At 49.1% G+C, this 23,304-nt stretch carries 24 protein-coding genes; 14 read left to right on the top strand and 10 right to left on the bottom strand.

Translation table 11 applies throughout. The features are described from left to right. Positions 1 to 68 precede the first annotated feature (68 nt). The 7 genes from L991_RS08965 to argF form a co-directional block, all read right to left on the bottom strand. Positions 69 to 1,835 (bottom strand): GGDEF domain-containing protein, encoded by a 1,767-nt coding sequence (locus L991_RS08965; protein ID WP_047394398.1) that lies wholly within the window; start codon positions 1,833 to 1,835, stop codon positions 69 to 71. Positions 1,836 to 1,929: 94 nt separating this feature from the next. Further along, entirely contained in the window at positions 1,930 to 2,421 is a 492-nt protein-coding gene (locus L991_RS08960; protein WP_047394395.1) for a YajQ family cyclic di-GMP-binding protein, read from the bottom strand. A gap of 72 nt (positions 2,422 to 2,493) precedes the next feature. Next, the gene (locus tag L991_RS08955) at positions 2,494 to 2,805 is read right to left on the bottom strand and encodes a pyrimidine/purine nucleoside phosphorylase (protein ID WP_028448617.1); all 312 of its coding nucleotides are present in this window, start codon (positions 2,803 to 2,805) and stop codon (positions 2,494 to 2,496) included. Between the two features lie 9 nt (positions 2,806 to 2,814). After that, positions 2,815 to 3,036, bottom strand: a complete 222-nt coding sequence (locus L991_RS08950; protein ID WP_231550522.1) for a DUF2788 domain-containing protein — start codon at positions 3,034 to 3,036, stop codon at positions 2,815 to 2,817. 73 nt (positions 3,037 to 3,109) lie between these two features. Beyond that, positions 3,110 to 4,333: an argininosuccinate synthase gene (locus L991_RS08945; RefSeq protein ID WP_028448619.1), complete on the bottom strand. Its 1,224-nt coding sequence runs from the start codon at positions 4,331 to 4,333 to the stop codon at positions 3,110 to 3,112. A 46-nt stretch (positions 4,334 to 4,379) separates the two neighbouring features. Beyond that, positions 4,380 to 5,021 (bottom strand): leucine efflux protein LeuE, encoded by a 642-nt coding sequence (leuE, locus tag L991_RS08940; RefSeq protein ID WP_047394392.1) that lies wholly within the window; start codon positions 5,019 to 5,021, stop codon positions 4,380 to 4,382. A gap of 5 nt (positions 5,022 to 5,026) precedes the next feature. Further along, positions 5,027 to 5,941, bottom strand: coding sequence for an ornithine carbamoyltransferase (gene argF / locus L991_RS08935; RefSeq protein WP_028448621.1), 915 nt, complete (start codon positions 5,939 to 5,941; stop codon positions 5,027 to 5,029). 233 nt (positions 5,942 to 6,174) lie between these two features. Here argF and L991_RS08930 point away from each other — a divergent pair, with 233 nt between their 5' ends. Next, positions 6,175 to 6,489: a DUF3579 domain-containing protein gene (locus tag L991_RS08930; RefSeq protein WP_028448622.1), complete on the top strand. Its 315-nt coding sequence runs from the start codon at positions 6,175 to 6,177 to the stop codon at positions 6,487 to 6,489. Between the two features lie 167 nt (positions 6,490 to 6,656). Then, positions 6,657 to 7,397 carry a 3-oxoacyl-ACP reductase FabG gene (gene fabG, locus L991_RS08925; protein WP_047394389.1) on the top strand — a complete coding sequence of 247 codons (741 nt, stop codon included), beginning with the start codon at positions 6,657 to 6,659 and terminating at the stop codon, positions 7,395 to 7,397. 91 nt (positions 7,398 to 7,488) lie between these two features. On the opposite strand, the gene L991_RS08920 is transcribed toward fabG, so the two are convergent. Both L991_RS08920 and L991_RS08915 read right to left on the bottom strand, forming a co-directional pair. Continuing rightward, positions 7,489 to 8,814, bottom strand: coding sequence for a murein L,D-transpeptidase family protein (locus L991_RS08920; protein WP_051258656.1), 1,326 nt, complete (start codon positions 8,812 to 8,814; stop codon positions 7,489 to 7,491). 18 nt (positions 8,815 to 8,832) lie between these two features. Next, positions 8,833 to 9,936 (bottom strand): tetratricopeptide repeat protein, encoded by a 1,104-nt coding sequence (locus tag L991_RS08915; RefSeq protein ID WP_047394386.1) that lies wholly within the window; start codon positions 9,934 to 9,936, stop codon positions 8,833 to 8,835. Between the two features lie 69 nt (positions 9,937 to 10,005). Between L991_RS08915 and L991_RS08910 the strand changes: the two genes are divergently transcribed. The 11 genes from L991_RS08910 (at position 10,006) to aspS (ending at position 21,886) form a co-directional block, all read left to right on the top strand. Next, complete coding sequence (locus tag L991_RS08910) at positions 10,006 to 10,353, top strand: DMT family protein (protein ID WP_028448625.1); 348 nt, start codon at positions 10,006 to 10,008, stop codon at positions 10,351 to 10,353. A gap of 652 nt (positions 10,354 to 11,005) precedes the next feature. Continuing rightward, positions 11,006 to 12,016: a glycosyltransferase gene (locus L991_RS08905; RefSeq protein ID WP_047394383.1), complete on the top strand. Its 1,011-nt coding sequence runs from the start codon at positions 11,006 to 11,008 to the stop codon at positions 12,014 to 12,016. A gap of 11 nt (positions 12,017 to 12,027) precedes the next feature. Next, positions 12,028 to 13,161 (top strand): FAD-dependent oxidoreductase, encoded by a 1,134-nt coding sequence (locus tag L991_RS08900; protein WP_047394380.1) that lies wholly within the window; start codon positions 12,028 to 12,030, stop codon positions 13,159 to 13,161. 30 nt (positions 13,162 to 13,191) lie between these two features. Further along, positions 13,192 to 13,983: an NAD(P)-dependent oxidoreductase gene (locus tag L991_RS08895; protein ID WP_047394377.1), complete on the top strand. Its 792-nt coding sequence runs from the start codon at positions 13,192 to 13,194 to the stop codon at positions 13,981 to 13,983. Then, the gene (locus L991_RS08890; protein ID WP_047394374.1) at positions 13,980 to 14,795 is read left to right on the top strand and encodes a sugar phosphate isomerase/epimerase; all 816 of its coding nucleotides are present in this window, start codon (positions 13,980 to 13,982) and stop codon (positions 14,793 to 14,795) included. The genes L991_RS08895 and L991_RS08890 overlap by 4 nt, the downstream gene beginning before the upstream one ends. Positions 14,796 to 14,812: 17 nt before the next feature. Continuing rightward, the gene (locus L991_RS08885; RefSeq protein WP_047394370.1) at positions 14,813 to 15,169 is read left to right on the top strand and encodes an EamA family transporter; all 357 of its coding nucleotides are present in this window, start codon (positions 14,813 to 14,815) and stop codon (positions 15,167 to 15,169) included. A gap of 19 nt (positions 15,170 to 15,188) precedes the next feature. Beyond that, positions 15,189 to 15,983: a glycosyltransferase family 2 protein gene (locus L991_RS08880; protein WP_197053851.1), complete on the top strand. Its 795-nt coding sequence runs from the start codon at positions 15,189 to 15,191 to the stop codon at positions 15,981 to 15,983. 50 nt (positions 15,984 to 16,033) lie between these two features. Then, a complete protein-coding gene (locus L991_RS08875) occupies positions 16,034 to 18,478 on the top strand; it encodes a hypothetical protein (protein WP_156129034.1) in 2,445 nt (814 codons plus the stop codon). A 635-nt stretch (positions 18,479 to 19,113) separates the two neighbouring features. Next, positions 19,114 to 19,338 (top strand): FmdB family zinc ribbon protein, encoded by a 225-nt coding sequence (locus L991_RS08870; RefSeq protein ID WP_028448626.1) that lies wholly within the window; start codon positions 19,114 to 19,116, stop codon positions 19,336 to 19,338. Positions 19,339 to 19,350: 12 nt separating this feature from the next. After that, positions 19,351 to 20,043 carry a DUF502 domain-containing protein gene (locus L991_RS08865; protein WP_028448627.1) on the top strand — a complete coding sequence of 231 codons (693 nt, stop codon included), beginning with the start codon at positions 19,351 to 19,353 and terminating at the stop codon, positions 20,041 to 20,043. Positions 20,044 to 20,086: 43 nt separating this feature from the next. After that, positions 20,087 to 21,886, top strand: a complete 1,800-nt coding sequence (gene aspS, locus L991_RS08860) for an aspartate--tRNA ligase (protein WP_028448628.1) — start codon at positions 20,087 to 20,089, stop codon at positions 21,884 to 21,886. 84 nt (positions 21,887 to 21,970) lie between these two features. On the opposite strand, the gene L991_RS08855 is transcribed toward aspS, so the two are convergent. Then, a complete protein-coding gene (locus L991_RS08855; protein WP_052190764.1) occupies positions 21,971 to 22,681 on the bottom strand; it encodes a tetratricopeptide repeat protein in 711 nt (236 codons plus the stop codon). A 380-nt stretch (positions 22,682 to 23,061) separates the two neighbouring features. Between L991_RS08855 and L991_RS17725 the strand changes: the two genes are divergently transcribed. Further along, a partial coding sequence (locus L991_RS17725; RefSeq protein ID WP_231550521.1) for a hypothetical protein occupies positions 23,062 to 23,304 on the top strand: 243 nt, incomplete at its 3' end.

The following is a 23,304-nucleotide window of genomic DNA, read 5'->3' as shown; positions in this document are numbered from 1 at the left end:
TTTATGCTTTTACTGTAGGCCGGAATGCCGAAGGAATTATTGATGCACATCAAGCGCTGGTGAGGTGGTTACAGCACCTCGCTGGTGCGATTACGACCCTGATGTTTGGACTGGTACAGCGCATCATCGGCGCGCTTCATGATGGCATCCAGATTAAGATCATCGGCGCGCATCAAGGTCAGCCCCAGGCTGCTGGTAAAACGCACCTCACGACCATCTTCTATTGCAATCACTTGTGCGGCAATGGCGCAGCGTAATTGTTCGGCCAGTTGCCTTGCCGTATCCAGATCGGTCGCGGGCAGGAAGGCGATGAATTCTTCCCCGCCAATGCGGCCAAGTAAATCGAGTTCGCGTAACTGGCTACGACAGAGGCTGGCCATGGCTTGAATGGCCAAATCACCCACTTGATGGCCGTAATTGTCATTGATTTTCTTAAAGAAATCGATGTCTAGCATCAGCAGGGCTGCGGGTTGCTGCATGCGTTTGCAGCGCAGTAATTCTTGTCCGGCGCTTTCCATGAAGTAGGCGCGGTTGGCAAGGCCGCTTAAGCTATCGGTGGTGGCACGTTTTTTTAGCTCTTCTTCAAGCCGCTTGCGCTGAGTAATATCGCTTAAACCCATCAGCAAGGTGCTGCCATCGTGCGCCTCGGTCACTGACATCGAGACGCTGGCCCAGAATGGTGTGCCTTCTTTATGCCGCAAGAGGCATTCCACATTATTGAGCGCACGGCCATTCATGGCGCTATCGGAGTGATGGATAAAGTCGATGCGGTCGTAATACAACTCAAAAGCCCGTTTAGATAAGGCTGCCGCCTGCGGCAGGCCAAAAACCCGTGCCGCATGTTGATTGATGTAGGTGATATAAAAGTCCGGCAAGCGTGCCAAGACCAAACCCACGGGTGTGGTTTCGATCATTTGCCGAAAGCGGGCCTCACTGGCCGAAAGCTTGTGTTCTTTTTGCCGTAAATGCCGCCCTAGTCGCTGCGAACGCCAAAAGAAATAGGCCGTTAGCAAGGACAATAACAACATCAAGGTACTGCCCAGCAAATAGAAAAACACCGTACTTTTCCATTGCTGCAGGAAATGGCGGCTGTCGATGCGCAGCAACAGCACATAGGGCAGTTTACCGAGCTGGTTCGCGCTCAATAAGCTGATGCCGGGCTCATTCGGTAGCTGGATTTGCAAGGTTTGGGCTTCGGCACGTTGAATACGGGCAATCAGGCCGCTAGCCAGGTTGGGCAGTTGTGCCTCAGCGGGGGCGTGGGCAAGCGGGCGCAGGCGCGCATCAAGCAAATACAATTCCTGCTCGGGGCCATAGCTGGTGTTGGCCAATAATTGCGCCACCGTGCTGGCCTCAATGCGCACTGCCAGCGTGGCCAAGGTTTGTTGTGCACTATTTTGCACGGTCTGGACCGCAATCAATGCGCTAGGGCTGGCGGGCAGCCAGCGTAATTCCGGCGTACTGCTCGCTAGCCCGTGGCCATAGTCGAGGCCCATTTCTGCGGGGCTCTGACCATCTGCCACCGCCAGCACATTGCCGCGTTCGTCCAGTAGCGCCAGATTGCTGGCAAACGGCAGTTGACGCAGCTGGCCGGGCAATTGCTGCGCCACGACATCAATCGGCGTGCCGGCTTGTAGAGACGAAACGAGCGGATTGAGCCCCAGCTGCAGCTGTTGCTGCCATTGCGCCAGCTGCAGGCCGACCATTTTTTGGGCGTGCAGATTATGCTGTCGCGCGGCCAGAAATTGATTCTGATAGCTGGCGCTGATCTGGTAGGCCAGCAGCATAATCATGCCTAGCCCGACCAGAATGGCCAGCGTAATCAATAGGGTCATGCGGCGGGTTGCCCGCCAAGCAGTCCAAACCATGTGCTGATGTCGTTCCCGTAACACCCGTAGTGTAGCTGTTCAGCCCATTCCCGCTGACGAATCAGTCGCGGAAATTCTGGAATTGCAGCGGAAAATCGACTGACTTGCGCACCACGGCGATCGTTTCCTGCAACACATCCCGTTTGGCGCCGCTGACGCGTACTTCGTCGCCCTGAATGGCGGTTTGCACTTTCAGTTTGGAGTCCTTGATGTGCTTGATGATCTTGCTGGCCAGCTCACGATCGATGCCATCTTTGATCTTCAGCACCTGTTTCACTTTATTGCCCGAGACTTTTTGCACGTCTTCCTGTTCCAGTCGCTTGCTGCTATCGGGTTCTTTCTTTTCCAGCGCCGGAAACAGAATGTCTTTGATCTGGTCGAGCTGGAATTCCGAATCGCCGTGGATGGTGATCAGTTTGTCTTTTTCATTGAGCTCGACTTTGGCGCTGGTGCCTTTAAAGTCGTAGCGGTTCACAATGGTGCGCTCCGCAATATCAATGGCATTTTTCAGCGCCACCATATCGGTTTCGGAAGTAATGTCAAACGAAGGCATGCACGCTCTCCACAAAAAAAGGAAAAAGGCAGCGAACAACTCGCTGCCTCAGGAAATGAACGCTGCGCAGGTTTAGCCGAAATGGCAAACGTAGTGCAGGGTTTCTACGGTTTCGATTTCAAAGCTGGAATTGCCAGGAACATTAAAAGATACCCCTGCGCCGTATTCAGTTGCAGTGCTTTCGCCAGCAAGCTTTACGCGGCATACCCCGGCAACCACTTCCATGATCTCAGGTGCGCCAGTGTTAAACACCAGTGTTGAGGGCAAAATCACGCCCACCGTTTTTTTGCTGCCATCGGCAAACACCACGGTGTGGCTGACGCATTTACCATCAAAATACACATTGCCCTGTTTCAGGACCGATACATTGTCAAACTGGCTCATTGCTTACCCTTATTTCTGTAAAACTTCAGTGAGAATGGTTTTGGCAATAAACCCGACCATGCCCAAACCAAGCGCAAAAAACAGCACCATGGTGCCATATTTGCCGGCTTTGGATTCCTTGGCCAGGTTGTAAATGATAAAACCCATGTAGGCCATCAGGCCGGTACACAGAATCGTGGTCGAGAGCGTGGTAAACGTCTCTTCGTCCATATTGATGAGTGCTTCCAGCATGCCTTAATACCTGCAAATGGATCGAGTGATTGATCCGTCAGTGGTGCCGCCGCGGCGGCACCTGGGGTGATGATTATTTCCGGTTCAGACGGCCGGCAATGCGCATGCGCAGAGCGTTGAGCTTGATAAAGCCGCCCGCATCATTCTGATTGTACGCGCCGCCATCATCATCAAAAGTCGCGATGGTTTTGTCAAACAGTGAGTCGGTTTTAGAATCGCGCGCCACGACGATGACATTGCCTTTATACAGCTTCAGGCGTACCCAGCCGTTCACGGTTTTCTGGGTTTCATCGATCAGGGTTTGCAGCACTTTGCGCTCAGGCGACCACCAGTAGCCGTTGTAAATCAGGCTGGCGTAGCGTGGCATCAGGTCATCTTTCAGGTGGGCGACTTCACGATCCAGCGTGATCGATTCGATGGCACGGTGGGCTTTCAGAATGATGGTGCCGCCGGGGGTTTCGTAGCAGCCACGCGATTTCATGCCCACATAACGGTTTTCAACCAGATCCAGACGACCAATGCCATGCTTGCCGCCTAGCTCGTTCAGCTTGGTCAGCACTTGTGCAGGTGACAGGCGCACGCCGTTGAGCGCTACGATGTCGCCTTGTTCGAATTCCACATCCAGATATTCAGCAGCATCGGGTGCAGCTTCTGGGCTGACGGTCCAGCGCCACATTGCGTCTTCGGCTTCCGCTTCTGGGTTTTCCAGATGGCGGCCTTCATACGAGATGTGCAGCAGGTTGGCGTCCATCGAGTAAGGCGCGCCACCGTTGCGGTGTTTCATTTCCACCGGAATATCATTGGCTTCGGCATAAGCCAGCAGTTTTTCGCGGCTCAGGAGATCCCATTCACGCCATGGGGCGATCACTTTCACTTCCGGCATCAGCGCATAAGCGCCGAGCTCGAAGCGCACCTGATCGTTACCTTTACCGGTCGCGCCATGGCTGATGGCCTCGGCGCCAGTTTCGCGGGCGATATCGATCAGGCGTTTGGCGATCAGTGGGCGGGCGATGGAAGTGCCGAGCAGGTATTCACCTTCGTACACGGTGTTGGCGCGGAACATTGGGAATACGAAGTCGCGCACGAACTCTTCACGCAGATCATCGATGTAGATGTTTTCTGGCTTGATGCCGAATTTCAGCGCTTTTTGGCGTGCGGGTTCCAGCTCTTCACCTTGGCCCAAATCTGCTGTGAAGGTCACGACCTCACACGCATAATTGTCTTGCAGCCACTTCAGGATCACTGACGTATCCAGACCGCCGGAGTACGCGAGAACTACTTTTTTCACATCAGACATGAAGAACCTCGATGAATATGCACAAACGAGCCAAATGGCCCATAACCTAGTCTAACGCCAGTCGCAAACCAAAGCTCACGAATAGCGTACCAATCAGTTTGTTTAAGAGTGATTTCAGCCAGCGAATGCCGCCCAGCCGGGCTGCCAGCGTGGTGCCAGCCAAAATCAGGATAGTCAGATAGCTAATGCTGACCAGCTGGACAATCAGGCCCAGCGCCGTAAAGGTGTGCCAGACCTGCGGATAGTGCGGGTCGACAAATTGCGGAAAGAAAGCCATGAAAAACAAAATGGCTTTGACGTTCACCAGCGAAATCCCCAGTGCCGTTTTAAAGGCCTGTCGTGGCCGGTAGGCGACAGGCGCGGTGTCACTGGCCACGCTCGGTGTGGCTGATTGCGGGCGCAACTGCGACCATAAAATCTTGCCACCCATATACATCAGATAAGCTGCGCCCAGATAGCGCACAGCATCAAACGCGACCGGATGCGTCTGCATCAAGGACGCAACTCCGAGGGCTGCAGCAAGCATCAGGATAAAGTCACCCACCACAATCCCGCCGGCGGCGGCAAAACCAGCCGCCCGGCCACGGGTGGCGGCGGTGGTCAGCGCAAACAGCGAGTTGGGCCCAGGTGCCAGAATAATCAGCACGGTGCCCAGTAAATACGCCCAGAGATCGGTAATGCCAAACATACTAATTAATCGTCAATCCGGCCCAAAAGCAGGAATTCAATCACGGCTTTTTGTACATGCATGCGGTTTTCGGCTTCATCCCAAACAACCGATTGTGGGCCGTCGATCACTTCTGGGTCGACTTCTTCACCGCGGTGCGCAGGCAGGCAATGCATGAATACGGCATTGGCCTTGGCTTGCAGCATCACTTTTTCGGATACTTTGTAATTAATGAAGTCTTTTTTGCGCTGCAGCGTTTCACGTTCGAAACCCATTGAGGTGCACACATCGGTGGTCACAATATCGGCATCGCGGGCGGCCGAGAATGGATCGCGGAAGACTTCAAAATTCTCTTTGCTGTATTCCTCATCATCCAGCACGGTCATGTCGTAACCTACTGGACAAGCGAGGTTCAGCTTGAAATTAAACAGCTTGGCCGCTTGCAGCCAGGTGCGCGAAACGTTGTTCGAATCGCCGATCCAGCACACGGTTTTGCCTTCAATCGAGCCAAAGCGCTCGATATAGGTAAAGATATCGGCCATGATCTGGCACGGATGGTATTCATTGGTCAGGCCATTAATCACCGGCACCAGCGAATTTTCGGCAAAGCGATCGATGATCGATTGCTCATAGGTACGCACCATCACGATATCGACCATGCGGCTGATTACCTTGGCTACGTCTTCGATTGGCTCACCACGGCCCAGCTGGGTGTCTTTAGATTGCAGGAACATCGCATGGCCGCCCATTTGAAACATCCCAGCTTCAAAAGATACGCGGGTGCGGGTGGATGATTTTTCAAAAATCATGCCCAGCACTTTGCCTGGCAGCGGCTGATACAGCTCGCCGGCGCGCAGACGGGCTTTGAGCTTGGCCGCGCGGCTAAACAGGTATTGGTATTCTTCGAGACTGAAATCGGTGAACTTCAAGTAATGGCGCATCTGGACGGTGTTCCCGAACAGCCCTAGCATGGCCGTTCAAAATGGCTGAAAAAACCAACATTATTCAGCGTTTTACCCATTTCTGGCAAGCGCTAAACAATTCTGGCCGCTCGGCAATCGGTACTTGTACTAAGTTCGCCGCGCTTACATTTCTGCCGGCAAGTCGGCGAGCAATGCTATAATTGCGCCAGCTGGCCCCGTCGGCCAGATTAACACCTCAGTTTGGCATCCCTATGATCTGTAATCCGTACGAAATCATCATTCAGGGCATTACCAGCAATGGGCGGGAATTCCGTCCTAGCGACTGGGCCGAGCGCCTGTCCGGCATTTTGTCGACCTTTGGCGTGGATCAAAAGCTATCGTATGCGCCGTATGTGCGGCCCATGATGCACAACAATGTGCGCTGTGTGGCGGTGGATCGCCAGCTCGAAAAAATCGATCCGCGTGTCTATAGTTTTATCATGACCTTTGCCCGGGATAACGATCTGCAAGTGGTGGATTGCCGCTCGCTGATCAAAGGCATTGAAAAGAAATCGGCCGAACGCTAAATACTTCATTTCTCAAAACTGAAAGCCAGCTGAATAAAAGCTGGCTTTTTTGTTATTAATCAAGCTTTGTCGTGATCTTTTAACTTGCTGCAATGCAGCACTGTGCTTATTCTGCTAGATGAACCCCCTCGCCACTGGGCGGGGCATCCATCCTCCAGGAGAAAATCATGAAGCTCAAAGACAAAGTCGCCATCATCACCGGTTCGGCCAGCGGGATTGGCGAAGCCACCGCGGTGCGGTTTGCGGCTGAAGGCGCGAAAGTGGTGGTGTGTGATGTAAACCAGGCCGGTATCGACCGCGTGGTGGCTGATCTGCAAGCCACCGGCGCTGCGGCCGTGGGCTTTGTGGTGGATGTGACCAACCCCGCGAGCATTGCCGCAATGGTGAGCGCAGTGAAAGCACAGTGGGGGCGCATTGATGTGCTGGTGAACAATGCCGGGATCACCATGGATGCCCAGCTCTACAAAATGAGTGATGATCAGTTTGATCGCGTCATCGACATCAATCTGAAAGGTGTTTACAACTGTACCAAGGCCGTGGTCGACACCATGATCGAGCAAAACAGTGGCGTGATTCTGAATGCCTCATCGGTCGTGGGCGTGTACGGTAACTTTGGCCAGACCAATTATGCGGCAACCAAATTCGGCGTGATCGGCTTTGTGAAAACTTGGGCGAAAGAGTTGGGCAAAAAAGGCATCCGCGCCAACGCCGTGTGTCCGGGCTTTGTCGCTACGCCGATGGTTAAAGCCATGCCCGAGAAAGTATTGCAAGGCATGGAAGAGCGTGTGCCGATGAAACGCCTGGCCCAGCCAGAAGAAATCGCTAGCGTGTATGCCTTCCTCGCATCGGATGATGCCAGCTACATCAACGGCGCCGCCATCGAAGTCACCGGTGGCTTGACGCTGTAATTGGCGGTCAGTGCCGCAATAAAAAACCCGCCAGTGGCGGGTTTTTTATTGGCTTGAATAGTAGATCGAGCTAGGGGTATTGCCCGCTAGGCTATTCTGTCATTGGTTTCGGGTCGTATACCCGTACTTCATTGATCGGCGCGCCTTCCCAGCGGATTTTCCACTGGCCGTTTTCCACCTGCCAGTACAAGCGCTTGCGCATCTGATTATCCAGATTGTTGCTGGTGTAATCCTGCTCAAATGTCGTTACCAGCTGTGGCTCAGGGCCGGTTACGGCGAACATGGATAGATCGCTGATTTTCACTTTGGTCCACTGTTTGCCAGCATTAACCGCCATTTTTTGCAGGCGCCAGCTGGTCAGGTTTTGGCCTTCCGGGCTTAAAAAGCGGCTGCCGTAAAAATTCAGATAGCGCTGGTTATCTAGCGATTCCCAGGCGGTGCGCCATTGCTCAATCAATTGCCGGGCGGCTTGTTGGCGCTGCTGCCATTGTTTGAGCTCCAGCCATTCCACTTTCGGGGTAACGATCACCGGGGTGGCACCCACTTGCAAATACTGCGCCACATTCAGCATTTCTTCGTTGGTGAGTACCACGCAGCCATTCGAGGCTTGCGGTGGGCGGGCATAAGTGGCGGCGGGGCTACCATGCAACCAGATGCCGTAGCCGGTTTTTTTGTCGCTTTTATCCAGCTCATTCGGGTAGGAAATCGGCCACGCGCCAACGCCATACAGGTCAGCCCGCTCGCCGTAGGTTTTATCCAGCAAAGGGCGGGGCAGGTGTTTATTCACAAAATACACGCCGATTGGTGTGCGTTGATCGCCTTCCACCTGTTTGCCAATCCCCAGTTTGCCCACCGTTACATAATGGTCGATCACCATTTTGGGTGTGCCATTCTGGTTGGCAAAGACATACAGCCGCGAGGTGTCGGCGTCCACCAGCACTGCGTATTTTTGCTCGGGGGCAAACTGCAGAATATTGGCCGGCACCATTTCGGGTGGGGTGGGCATATTGCGATAGTTGATCCGCACCTGCGCTTCTTTGCGCAAATCGGCCAGCCGCTCGGCCAATTGCTGGTTTTGTCGCGCTTGCTCCGCGCCGCCGCCGATGGTACTGAGCGGCATGGCGCGCATGGCGTAAAGATCGGCACTGAGTAGATGCGCGAGGCGGTAATTGGGTTGCTCGGCCAGAATGGCATCGACAGTAGCGCGCGCATCGGCCATTTTGCCGGCGCGGATCGCATCAATCGCGGCCAGGATGCGTTCTTCGTGATTACCCGTGGCGGCGGTGCCGACTTGATCCGGGCGCAGGGTGTAGGGGCGATTGGCATCGTCGGGCAGAAAATGGCGAGCAGCTGGCGCCAGAATAACTAGCGCCAGCAAACACAGCCAGCGCTTAGCGCGGCGGGAAATATGCATCATGCAGCTTCAACCAGTCGCTTAGCCGCCAATCCGTTCATCGCTGATCAACCAGCGTGAACCGACTTTTTCCAGAATCAGCGTTTTACCCGTGCTGGTCGACAAACGATCGGATTTGTAATCCTGCCGCAGCCGCACTTTGGCGGTTTTCTCGTCAATCATTTCGACCCGTACATCGCGCAGATCGACACTAATTGATTTCGGCGAGCTAATTTTCGCTTCGCGATCTTTTTCCCAGTTGCTGCGTCCGCCCGGTGCTTTGAAGTTTTTCGAATAGCTATTGAGATAGCCTTTCACATTCTGGCGGCTCCAGGCATTGGCCCAGCCTTCAACGCTGGCCAGGACTTGCTGCTTGGCGGCGCTATCCGATTTCTCGGCTTTCGGCGTTGCGGTTGGAGCGGCCGTGGCTTTTGGCGTGGCGGTCGGTTTTGCCGTTGGCGTCGGTTTGGCGGTTACTACCGCCGTTGGTACTGCCGTCGGCGCCAGTGTTGGACGCGGGGTGATCAGCACCGCTGGCGCAGCAGTAATTGCCGGCTTGATGGTGGCGATGGTGACAGGTAATGGTTTGTTGGTCGGCGCCAGCGTGGTGGCGGCGGTGGTGGGCTTGCTGCCTACTGCACGGCCGGGCTGGCTAAAGAGCGAATCCACCAGCTTCAGTTTGGTCTGGATTTGCGCGTTGTTGCTTTCCAGTTGCAGGGCTTTATCGTAGGCCTGCGAAGCCAGTCGTGCATACAGATCACCCATGTTTTCATGCGCGATGGCATAGCTTGGGTTGGTCTGGATCGCCATTTGCAGCGCAGTGCGCGCTTTATCAAATTGGCCCTTGTTGGCATACAGCACGGCCAGATTATTGTAGGGCTCGGGCAGCTGCGGGAATTCTTCCGAAATCTGGGTGAAGGCCTTAATCGCCTCATCGCTGCGACCAAGCTCGCTGAGCGCCAGCGCGCGCAGGAAGCGCACTTGTGCATCTTTCGGGGTTTTAGCCAGACTCTTGTCCGCACGCTCCAGTGCCTGGGCAAATTGTTTGCTGCGGATCAGTTGCTGGATATCGTCGCTGTCGGCAGCATGGGCGGACAAACTAAACAGCAAGGGCAGGGCCACAAACAAGGTGCGTAATGCAGACATGGGTATTCCGGGGTTAAGGGTCTCGGTAAACTGGCGGCGATTTTAACAAAGAAACTCTGGTTTTGCCTTATGAACCTGCCACCAGCCCTAAGCAGTGTCTTGTTACTGCTCTGCTCGAACGTTTTTATGACCTTTGCCTGGTATGCCCATTTGAAAAACGGCACCACCAAGCCCTGGTTGCTGATGGCCTTGATGAGCTGGGGCATCGCGCTGTTTGAATACCTGCTGCAAGTGCCCGCCAATCGGATCGGGTATCAAGTGTATAGCTTGGCGCAGCTGAAAATCTTGCAAGAAGTCATTACTTTGTCGGTATTTATCCCCTTTGCCATCTTCTATATGAAGCAGCCATTCCAGTGGAATTACGTCTGGGCGGCGCTGTGCATGGTGGGGGCGGTGTATTTTATGTTTCGCGGCTGAAAGTAAGTCAGTTTTAGTATAAACTTCATGCAATTGCAACTGACATCATTAATGGCTAGGTATATATAAATGGATAATTAAATAATCTTGATTTTCAGCAAGAAAGCAAAAAATTAAATCCTAGCATTGGTCTTGGATATCCCTGTTATTTGCTATGCAGCATGTTTGGTTTGTCTGTAACCGATAGAGTTAGCAAGCCATTGATAATGGAACAAGGTTGAATTAAAAAATAAAGTCTTGTTTGAAGCTAAGGCGAGCAGTAAGTTAATCGTTCATAGGCTGGATCTCAAATGGTGTATAAGCAAAAGCGTTGGGTTTGAGCCACAGCCGTGGCGGGAGGTGCTAAAACCTGATAGTCTTAATGTGGGTTGTATGATAGGTGCTTGTCAAATTCTGAAGTCGATGCAGCTTGCTGGCAAAAACATCCAAACTAATAAGCAATCCTAAGCTTTGCGCAGAGTAGAGTTCGTTGGATGGTTTAATTTATTTTTATGTCAGAATGTAGTTGCGACTATCAAAGTGCCGCTTTGGGTGAGTGCCGGCTAATTTTACAAAGGCGCGTCAATGTTGCGCCAATGAGCATGAAAGTCAAAGAGCGTTGCTCGCCTATTAAAAGTTCAAAGATTAAACTAATTAAATCTAAGGTGCTGGTGTGGCTAATTTTCCTATTTTTTTATCTGTTGCTCTGGTGGTTCGCAATAGCTCTGATTATTTAGACGATTTATTGCTGGAGGCAACTGATTTGCTCTCTTCGTTGGTGAGTGATTATGAGCTGATAGTGGTTGATAATGCATCAATAGATGATAGCGTAATTAAGTTAAAATCTTACACGTTGGAAGACGGGTTGCCGAATTTGCAGGTCTATGCATTGACTAAAGAAGTTGATGGAGATGCAGCCGCGTGGGTGGGATTAGAAAATGCTCTGGGTGATTATGTTGCTGTGATTGATCCTGAGCTGGATAGTATTCAATTTTTGCCTGAAATGTTGGAAAAATCCCTCAGCGGAGTGGATGTGGTGTTTGCAGCTAATTTGATTAAATCGCCACAAACTTTGACCTATAGAATGGCTTGCTTGATTTTTAATGGCCTTTATAAGCGATTTCATGGTGTTCGGCTTTCTCAGGATGCGCCACCTTGTCGCATATTAAGTAAAAGTATCATCAATTTCATATTGCAGCATCCGCAGCCAGCGATTGCATATCGACATTTGCCTGCAACAGCCGGATTTGCACGGGTCAACTTAAACTACAGTGCTGTGCCAAAGGCCTCACGTACTAAGCCTTTGGGTGAAAGTATTGATCGAGGCATCAAACTTCTAGTTGCCACTACACATGCCCCAATGCGGCTAGTCACTTCACTTTCGTTGTTTGGAGCTTTTGCGAATGTGCTTTATTCTTTTTATGTAATTGCAATTGGAATCTTTTCTGCGCATGTTCAGCCTGGATGGATTAGTCTTTCTCTTCAACAATCTGGAATGTTTTTCTTGATTTCTCTGGTTTTGTTGGTTCTGGGTGAGTACATTCTGCAGATGGCCTCGTTATCAAATGAAGGGCCGCTTTATCATATTGGTAAAGAATTTACGAGTGCACGTATGACTCGCCATAAAAAACTAAACCTAGAAGTTGTTGCGACAGAATCAACTTCTCCAGTGGATATACGCTGAGGAATGTCAGTATGTCAGAGAATCTTGGCCTTCAGGATGCAGTTATTATAGGTGGTGGGTTTTATGGCGCTGCTATTGCAATATATCTCGCGAAGCAGCGTGGTTTTAAACGAGTCCTGATCATCGAACGTGAGTCATCACTGTTAACCCGTGCCTCTTATAATAATCAGGCTAGGGTTCATAATGGCTATCACTATCCACGCAGTTTTACAACAGCCTATCGCAGTCGTGTTAATTTGCCTCGGTTTGTTCAGTGTTGGCCTCAAGCCGTAAAAATAGACTTTACTAAGTTATATGCCATCGCGCGAAGAAACTCAAAAGTGACAGGGAAGCAGTTTCAGCGGTTTTGTCATGAAATTGGTGCTCGAGTCGAGATAGCAAAACCAGAGCAGCGTGCTTTGTTTTCATCTCAGCTGATCGAAGATGTTTTTTTAGTCGATGAGTACGCCTTCGATGCGATGAAATTGGCGTCTTGGGCAGAGGACGAAATAAAACAATGTGGTATACAGGTGAGATTTGAATCATGTGCGACTGCTATTTATCACGGACCTGATAATTCAGTGCTCGTTCAAGTGAAAGAAAAAGGCCTCGCAGAGGTGACCATCGCTACTCGATTTGTTTTTAATTGCACTTATAGTGGGCTTAACCAGTTTACTGGCGATTTTCCTGGTACGACAACAAAATTAAAACAAGAGATTACCGAGATGGCCCTGATGCAAGCTCCAGCTGAGCTGGAGGGGTTTGGTATTACGGTGATGGATGGGCCTTTTTTTTCTATGATGCCATTTCCTGCTCGAGCATTACACACGTTATCACATGTTCGCTATACCCCACATCTTCATTGGATAGATCAGCTAGGGATTAATCCTTATCAGAAGTTAGAACAATACGAGCGGCAAACACGCGTGGAGCGCATGGTTAGAGATGTAGCACGTTATGTTCCCTCCGTGCTGAGGGCACGATATATTGACTCTTTATTTGAAGTAAAAACTGTGCTGGTCAAGAATGAAGGCGATGATGGTCGACCTATTCTATTTGAACGGCATGCAGAAATTCCTGGGTGTTTCTCAGTATTGGGTGGGAAGATAGATAATATTTATGATGTGCTTGAGCGGCTAGATGATGAGAATCTTTGTTTTTTTTAATGTGATAATTTTCTAGATTTGAGACTGTAAATGGCGAACGCGCTTATTGGATTTTCAGGTTTTGTTGGTAGTACTCTGCTTAATCAAGCATCCTTTGATTTTCTGTATCGATCGACGAATATTGATGAAATAGATGGCAAATCATTTGATATAGTGGTTTGTGCTGGCGCTCCGGCGCAAAAATGGGTCGCGAATCTAGATCCTGTGGCGGATCGTCAAAAAATTGAAAGTTTAATCGATCATCTTAAAACTATTAAATGCAAAAAGTTCATTTTAATTAGTACGGTTGATGTGTTTAAAAATCCAAATGGTGTAGATGAGGCGAGCTTTGTTGATGAGATTGATTTGCATGCTTATGGCTTACATCGGCGTTTGTTGGAGAAATTTGTTGAGTTGCATTTTAAAGATTACCTGATTGTTCGTTTGCCCGGTTTGGTGGGGCCTGGCTTGCGAAAAAACATAATTTACGATTTCTTGCATCAAAATAATTTGCATTCGATAGAAAGTCGCGGTGTTTTTCAGTTTTATCCAATGGTCAATCTTTGGTTTGATATTCAAACCGCACTCAGTTCAAGTTTAAAACTAATACATCTGACGGCTGCTCCGATTAGTGTTGCCGATGTTTCATTGCATGGGTTTGGCAAAGAATTTCACCAGCCTTTAGAAGGATCGCCGGCAATATATGATATGCGTTCACGATATGCTGCTGTGTTTGGTGTGGATGGGCATTATCAATACAGTGTGCGCGATACAATTCATGCAATTCGATCCTATGCTCAATCTGAGAAATATCATGGAAAAACTACGGAGCGCGCACAGTGAGACTTGGAATATCAAATATCGCATGGGATGTAGCAGAGGATAGAAAAATTGCTCAGTTACTTGCTCGCTATGATATCGATGCGATTGATATCGCTCCCGGGAAGTATTTTCCAAATCCAAACTTGGCCTCAACGGATGAGGTTCTTCGGGTGAAGGCTTGGTGGCAGGAGTATGGCATTGAAATTACAGGCATGCAGGCGCTGTTGTTTGGCACTGCGGGTTTGAATGTTTTTAGTAGCCCAGAATCACAGCGGCCATTGATTCAACATCTAGAAAGTATTTGTCGTATCGGCGGTATCCTTGGTGCGACGCGAATTGTATTTGGTTCTCCAAAAAATCGAGATCGCACAGGCTTGAGCGATCAAGAAGCGTTGTCGATTGCAGTGCCTTTCTTTCGAAGAATAGGAGACATAGCCCAGTCGCATGGTGTCATTGTATGCCTTGAGCCAAATCCAATTTGCTATGGTGCTAATTTCATGATTACCAGCGAAGAAACGGCTCAGGTGGTTAAGAAAATTGCTCACCCTGCCGTGAAAATGCAATTAGATACAGGCGCGTTGAGTATTAATCAGGAGAGCGTCTTTGAGGTGCTCCAAGCGCATGCACAAATAATCGGGCATATTCATGCCAGTGAGGCTGACCTATTGCCTCTGGGAGATGGGGTTTGTGACCATGTGAATCTCAGTCAAGCATTACGTCAATACCTACCTCGACATCTCGTTGCAATTGAAATGCTGGCCACTAAAAATGAGCCGCATGATCAAGCCATTGAGCGGGCATTGAAAGTCGCGATCAAACATTATCGCCACTAGAAGGAGAGCCCCGATAAATGAAATGGCTTATCCTCATATTGGGTATTGCATCCAATGCTGCTGCAAGTGTTCTAGTCAAAATTGCAATGATACCACCTCGAAAATTCCCTTCTCTTAGTGACCCGATTGCTGCTCTCGGCAATTGGCCGTTCTGGCTCGGGCTTGGATTGTATGGGGTTGCTTTTCTACTCTATGCCGCAGCATTGGCGCGCCTTCCGCTCAATGTCGCCCACCCCATCTTAACTGCAGGAGCAGTAGCAACGGTCGCATTGTGTTCGGCCGTGATTTTTCGAGAGCCTTTTCACTGGACTACCGGTGCAGGGATTCTTTTGGTCATAGCCGGTGTTGCACTGATTACCACTAAAATAGTTTAATGAAAAAATGACTTCAAATATGAACTTTGAAAATCGTGCGGCTTTGCAAGTCCCTGAATTTGATACGTTGTTTTGGTTGGATAGAAGGCATCCATGGTGCGTTGTTGTGCCAGTGATTAACGAAGGGGAACGGATTAAAAGCCTACTTTCCCGAATGGAAGCGCTCAAGATCCCCGATATCGCAGACATCATCATTGTTGACGGTGGCAGTACGGATGGATCATTGGAATTAGATTTGCTCAAGAAGTATGGAGTTCGCGGATTAATTGTGAAAACTGGCCAGGGTAAATTGAGTGCCCAATTACGTTGCGCATACGCTTTTGCACTGGATTATGGATATAAAGGAATTATTAGTATCGATGGGAACGATAAAGATGATCCGGAAGCGATTCCACGCTTTATCGAAGCGTTAAATAATGGAGTTGATTTCGTGCAGGCCTCGCGTTTTATTAAAGGGGGTGTTGCCGAAAATACCCCGGCCTCACGCAACTTTGCCATACGATATATTCATGCTCCGCTACTTAGTTTTGCATCGGGTTTCAAATGGACAGATACAACTCAAGGTTTTCGTGCCTATAGCTCTAAAATGTTATCCGATCCTGATATTGGGATATTTCGTGATGTTTTTTCAAGCTACGAGTTACTTGCTTACCTTTCTTATCGTGCTCCAAAACTCGGATATCGCTGTTTGGAGTTGGCGACAATTCGTCGATATCCAAGGGGTGAAGTGCCAACAAAAATCAGTGCATTTAAAGGGAATCTATCAGTTTTGAAGATTCTCTTTTGTGCTTGTTTGGGTTTGTATAACCCATAAGGTTTTCTTGTTTGATATGTGGCGCTAATTTATATTCTAGTTGAAAAAATGTGAGTTATGTTATGGTTGGCATGAATTCTTGGGTTTTAAAAATTGGTAGGTTGCCTTTTTTGCTAAGATTTATTGCATTAGTGGTGTTTTCGTTTGTTGTTTTTTATTTTAGAAACTCTGATGCATTTCAACACCCAATTTTGTATGCCGAAGACGGGTACTGGATTGCGCGTGCTTTGAATGGTGGTTGGATTGAAGTATTTATTAATGCTCGCCCAGACTATTTTGTTTGGGGTAATTTGCTGTTGATGTTTTTGTCTGTGCAGACATCACTTGCATTTTCTGGGAATGCCTTGTTGTGGCTGCCAGAAGCTGTAGCATTTTACTCTCTGCTGTTTTTCTCACTTGTGGGGACGGCATGCTTTTTCTTGACGGAGAAGCTATTGTCCTGTGCCGCTAGATGCATTCTGTTTTTTTTGATTCTTCTGTTGCCATTAGGGGATACTAGTTCGGAGATTATAGGTCGCCTGAATAATATCGGTTATGCTTTTTATTTTTTAAGTGTTTTGCTGCTGATTGGGCGTGGTACTTTGCTACTGACAAGATTTAAAGTCAGGCTGATTGACTTGGCTTTGTTGTTGTGTGTTGCAACCAACCCTATTTGCTTTTTTGCTGTTGTTTCTTATTTGTTAGTTTTTGAATATAAAGCTAGTGATGCTAAGTTATTTTTATTAAAGAATAAATTCTTGCTGACTGGGCTGCTTGTTTTGGCGGCCTTTATATTTTTTCGCTATGCTCAGAATGGTTTATTGACGTCTAGGGGTAAGAATGCATCCAATTTTGTGGTTGAAAATTTATTGGAGGTGCTTGTAGCTAGGTCAATTCTCTACCCTTTTGTCTTTCCATATTACTCGGCGTTCAATGACTACTGGGTTATTGGCATTTTTGTTTTATTTGTTGGTTTGGTTATTTTTGCCCTTATTTTTGCTGGAAATTCTTTTTCGAGAAAGATTCTTTTGCTGTTGTTCTTTTGGGCTGTTCTTGCGTCTGCTGCAACTGCGTTTATGCGCCCTGTGCTGACAGAGCTTTTGAATCATTATTCTTCTAGCTACCCGGATAGGTATTTTTACGGCACAAATTATATAGCTGTATTTGTTGCTGTCCTTGCTGTTGACCTAATTAATAATAAGGGACGCCTACGCTGGTTATGTGCCGCATTAACAGTCTTTACATTAGGGTTGTATCTAACTAATCTCACCTTTCTTTTCGAAGGAAGGAGCCCGCGTACTTTGCTAATGACTGATCTGTCCTTTAGGGAGCAGGTCTTTTCTGTTTCAAATAGCTCTGGCCAAAAGTGGCATCGGGATTTTGGTTATGCCTTCCCATCTGGTGACCTTCCTACGGGTGAGATGTTGGAAGGTAAAACGTATACGCAGTTAATTCCGTTATTAAGTAATCACGTGTCCTCTATCGAGATACAGTTTGCGACTTATCGGCGATTAAATTCTGGAAGTGTGCTTGTTGAACTTTTTTCTCCGTCTGAAGAGTTGCTTCATAGAGAATATATAGATGTTTCCACTCTTGTTGATTATGGTTATTTTAAGATAAATTTAAAGAAGGAGTTAAATTTTAAAGAACTTGATGTTAAGTTGAAGCTAACGCCAGTTAAAGCGAAGCCTAGTAATGCAGTCGCGTTAGTTACGCTCGATAGAGAAAAGAATTTTGACAATAAGGCCGCTGCTATATTTCAAGAGCAGCATGTGACATCTAAACGTTTATATCCAGAGCAATATGTTCCAACAGACAGCTTGTTTCCAGAGTTGAAAACTGGAAAATATGATTTGCATGTTGATGCTGAGCGGTTAGTAGGGAGATTTTTAAGTTATAGGGTTAATGTTGCTCATAATGAAGAGGTCTTTTATCCTGATTATCTTGTAAGAATGCCTATTTATCCACGATCTTGGAGTGTTAATATACCTTTTAAATACTTTCCAAGTGTTGATGTCTCCCAGTTCTCAGGCGCTAGTCTTGCTGCGGGTGCTAATATGAAAGTATTGTCAGAGTTGGTTGGTATGTCGCGCTATTCAGGTGTTGGTAGTACAAAAAGTGGAGAGTTTATTAAAGGGTCAATATATGAGCAAAATATTCCCATTGCTTTTAATAGACTTTCTGGCTTAAGTCTTCAGTTAGGTACCTATGGAAGGAAGAATACGGGCCTGATGTATGTAGAGATTAAAGATGCTAAAGGCCGGTATGTGCACAATGAGTCTGTGCAGTTGTCTCGTGTTCCTGATTCCGAGTATTTTTACTTTAGATTTAAACAGGATTGGATTGCAATGAAAGGGGTGGACGTTGTTGTTTCATTGTCATTTCCTGATTCGGTTCCGGGAAATGCTATCACGGTATTATTTACCAAGAATATGTTTGGTCAGGCTTATGATGCAACAATCAATGCGGAGCCTGTTCTCGGGTATTCATTTGACTATAGAACTTTTGTTGATTGAGTATTAGCCTATACATATGCTGGTTGTAGTGTTAAGCCAACCTTTTCTTGGTGGAAGGGGTTGGTTTTCTATTTTGCAGTGTTCGCTATGTGTTGGATTGTTGCCTGTTGACGTTGTTTTACTGATAACGAATTTATGTCCGATTGATTGCAGTGATGATGATTTTTCTTTTTTTTATGTGCGAAATGCTTGATATCTACTGTTAATCATTCAAAGCTGATATAAAAATCCTACTGTGTGCTAATTTGATTCGTCCGAGAGACTAAGATGGTTGCCCTTCTGGTTTTGGTGATGCAGGCAGTTTTAATAAGGTAGTAGGAATCATCGCTGCAGCCTATTCACTTTATTTTCTGTGTATATTCATCGCGCATGCAAGACGATTGAAGGGGGCGTATGCTTTCCTCATAAAAGCATAGTCGTGCTGTGATTGTTGTCGCGCTATCATCCGATCAGGGTTACCTAAAGCTCGTCCCTGTTTTGAGTAGGGGGTGTTGTCAGGCACAGGCTACAGCTGCTTTGCTCGCGGTTCGCCCGCGGCATCCCGCCAGGCGCACCCTTGGATTTTCCCAACGGCGGGCCAATATCAACGCTTGCGCGATCTGCGTTATAATGCCCAGTTCTGGAAAGGAGTAATCATGCCTATTTATGCTTATCGCTGTGCCGAATGTGGCCATGCTGACGAACATATGCAGAAAATGGCCGACGCGCCGCTCACTCAGTGCCCCGCGTGCCAGGCCGAGAAATACGAAAAACAACTGACCGCCGCCGGCTTTCAATTGAAAGGCAATGGCTGGTATCAGACCGATTTTAAAAATAGCGGAGCCTGTGCGCCCAGCTGCCCACCCGGCGGTTGCCACTAAGCCCCACAAGGGATCTGTGTGACTAGCTTTCTCAAGCGCTACCTGATTACCGGCCTGCTGATCTGGATTCCGCTCGCCATTACCATCTGGGTGCTCAATACCCTGATCGGCACGCTCGACCAGATCGGCGCCATTTTGCCGAACGAGCTGCGGCCAGATTACTGGCTATTGCGGGGTATGTCCGGCAGCATCCCGGAACTCAACGGCGCGCGGCATATACCTGGCTTTGGGGTCATTCTCACCTTTTTGGTATTGCTGTTTACCGGCATGGTGGCGACCAATGTTTTGGGCCGCCGCCTGCTGCAATTGGGTGAAAGCCTGCTCAAGCGCATCCCGATCGTGCGCTCGATTTACAACAGCGTAAAGCAAGTGTCCGACACCGTGTTTTCGGATTCGGGTCAGGCTTTTCGCAAAGCGGTGCTGGTGCAGTTTCCGCATCAGGGCACCTGGGCGGTCGGTTTTCATACTGGCACCCCGGGCGGTGAAATTGGCGACAAACTCGATGGCGAGCTGATCTCGGTGTTTGTGCCAACCACCCCCAACCCCACCTCCGGCTTTTTGTTCATGGCGCGTAAAAGCGATGTCAAAGAGCTGGATATGAGCGTGGATGAAGCGCTCAAGTATGTGATCTCCATGGGCGTGGTGATGCCGGCGACCAAGCCGGTGCCCGCACCCGACACCACTCACTCGCCGGCCACGGTCTAAGCGAGCGGGCGGCCAACCATTTTCGATGATTTAGGGAAATTCAATGCGTACGAATTACTGTGGTCTGATCAACGAGCAATACCTCGGCCAGACTGTGACTTTGCAAGGTTGGGCTCATCGTCGTCGTGACCACGGTGGCGTAATCTTTATCGATTTGCGCGATCGCGAAGGCATCGTGCAAGTGGTGATCGATCCGGATACCCCGGAGGCCTTTGCCACCGCCGATAGCGCGCGTTCTGAATATGTATTGGAAATCAAAGGTATCGTTCGTGCGCGCCCAGAAGGCACCACCAACGCCAAAATGATCTCTGGCCAGATCGAAGTCTTGGCCAAAGACATCATCATCCTGAACAAGGCCGAAACGCCACCGTTCCAGATCGACGACGACAATTTGTCGGAAAACGTGCGCCTGCAAAACCGCGTGATCGACCTGCGTCGCCCCACCATGCAGCGCAATCTGAAACTGCGCTACAAAGTGGCCCTGTTGGTGCGTAACTTCCTCGATACCCGTGGCTTTATCGACATCGAAACCCCGATGCTGACTCGCAGCACGCCCGAAGGCGCGCGCGATTACCTCGTGCCATCTCGCGTACACGACGGTCAATTTTTCGCGCTGCCGCAATCGCCACAGCTGTTCAAACAGCTCTTGATGGTGGCCGGTTTCGATCGCTACTACCAGATTACCAAATGCTTCCGTGATGAAGACCTGCGCGCTGATCGCCAGCCTGAATTCACCCAGATCGATATTGAAACTTCGTTCCTGAACGAAGAAGAAATCATGAATATCACCGAAGAAATGGCCCGCCATGTCTTCAAAGAAGCCATCGGCGTAGATCTGGGCGAATTCCCGCGCATGCAATACGACGACGCGATGTTCTACTACGGCTCGGACAAACCCGATCTGCGCGTAGACTTGAAATTCACCGAGCTCACCGACGTAATGAAAACGGAAGAATTCAAAGTCTTCCGCGGCGCAGCCGACATGGACGGCGGCCGCGTAGTGGGCCTGCGCGTACCAGGTGGCGCCACCCTGAGCCGTAAAGACATCGACGACTACACCAAATTCGTTGGCATCTACGGGGCCAAAGGTCTGGCCTACATCAAGGTGGAAGATGTATCGAACATCAGCAACGCCGAAGATTCGGGCCTGAAAGCCCCGATCGTGAAATTCCTGTCTAACGACGCCCTGAAAGCCATCATCGAGCGCACCGGCGCACAAAATGGCGACATCATCTTCTTTGGCGCCGACAAACGTAAAATCGTGGACGAAGCCATCGGCGCACTGCGGATCAAAATCGGTCACGAGCGCGGCGAAGAGGGCGGCTACTTCAAACGTGAATGGAAACCGCTGTGGGTGGTGGATTTCCCAATGTTTGAATACGACGAAGATGGCAAGCGCTGGAATGCCTGCCACCACCCGTTCACCTCGCCAAAAGCCGAGCATCTGGAATTGCTGAAAACCAATCCGGGCGCCTGCAAAGCGCGCGCCTACGATATGGTGCTCAATGGCTGGGAGCTGGGCGGCGGCTCGGTGCGTATCCACCGCGCCGATGTGCAATCCACCGTGTTTGACGCGCTCGGCATCGGCGAAGAAGAAGCCCAAAACAAATTTGGTTTCCTGCTCGACAACCTGAAATTTGGCGCGCCTCCACACGGCGGCCTGGCCTTCGGTCTGGATCGTCTGATCACCCTGATGACCGGCGCCGAATCCATCCGCGATGTGATCGCCTTCCCGAAAACGCAGCGTGCGCAGTGTCTGTTGACCAATGCACCGAATGCGGTGGACGAGAAGCAATTGCGCGAATTGCACATCAAATTGCGTAATCCGCCAGTGATTGAGTAATTGTGTAGTTTGAGATGATAAAAAAGACCGCCGATGGCGGTCTTTTTTGTTGGTGGGTATGCTGTATGCTGTGTCGATCTATGGTTAATGTTTTGTCTTTTTTAAGTATTCATCGACAAAATATAAAGAGTTGCTGGCTTGGGATAAATCTGCTGCAAGAGTGGCGGCACTTTCTTTTTCAATGGCATTCATTTTTTCTGAAATAGTTTCAATTGCATTTTGTGCTTGCTCGTTGTTTAGCTGTTTGTAAAGGGCGTATGCAACTACATTGTTTTTCTCTGTCCCTAAGCCCTTTTCAAACATTTGTCCAAGTGCGGCAATAGCTCCTTTTTCCCCTTTTTCTGCCGATTTTCTAATTAGTTCCATAGCTTTTTTATAATCCTTCTTAATACCAAATCCGTTTAAATAAAATATTCCGAGCATCAGCTCAGCCACTTGATTTTCTTGCTCCGCGCCTTTCTGTGCAAAGATAAGGGCTCTCTGCTTGTCAACGGGGACGCCAATTCCTTGTGAATATCTAATTGCCATTGTTGCTTGGGCATCAGCTAGTCCTTGATCTGCAGCCTTTGAATACCATTTCACTGCAATTTGGTCGTTTAGTGCTACTCCTTCCCCGCGTCCATACATAAGGCCTAGGCCAAATTGTGCCCTTGGATCCCCTTTTTCAGCTAAGGGCTCTAGTTCTTTGAGTGCAGTTTCAAAGTCATGAGATCTATAGGCTTCAATTCCCTTATCAAAATCAGCATGAGCGGAAATTGCGATGAATGTAAAAAGTAGACTAACTAATATTTTCATTTCGTCGGGCTCTTAATGTTGTTTCAGTGCGTAGGGTGGCAGGGTTTGTTAACCCACGCTGATTTTTTCGGTGCGGCTTGATTGCTGTCGGATCGACTCTGTCCGAATGGACTTTTAATATACCATGTGAGAAAGGGGGGTATGTTTATGGCTAATTGGCAATGTATTTCTTGTAGCTTTTGCACCATTGGCAGGATATTTTCAGTGTGCGTTCAATTGCCTTAATTCTTTTGCTGGTGTGTCGTCGATTCATTTGGCTTGGGTTGGCGGCTGTGCGCCGCGGCACTCACTTCTCTTGCTTCGCCAAGAGAAGTAAGCAAGAGAAGGCGCCCCGGGCGAAAAGCGCTCCGCGCTGCCCTTGCTGCGTCGTGAGCCAAACGATGATGCAGTTTGTCTCTCTCCTTGCTGCGATTTTCGCTACACGGGAAACCAAGCCCCAACTTCACCAGCGCGGTAGATACTGGCAGCAGCATTGTGCTGAAGGCATTGTTGGTGTTTGGTTTTGTGAATATACCCCTGTGATGGTTAGAACGGATCGCCCGTGGAGCCGCGCCGTTCGGGAGGCGGTTGGCAAGGTTTTAAGATGCGGCTGTTTGAGCGTTGCGACGCTAGCGCAACGCGAG

It is taken from the genome of Chitinibacter sp. ZOR0017 (assembly GCF_000799095.1).
In the GTDB taxonomy this organism is placed as follows: domain Bacteria; phylum Pseudomonadota; class Gammaproteobacteria; order Burkholderiales; family Chitinibacteraceae; genus Chitinibacter; species Chitinibacter tainanensis.
This window is presented reverse-complemented; position numbering and strand designations above follow the sequence as displayed.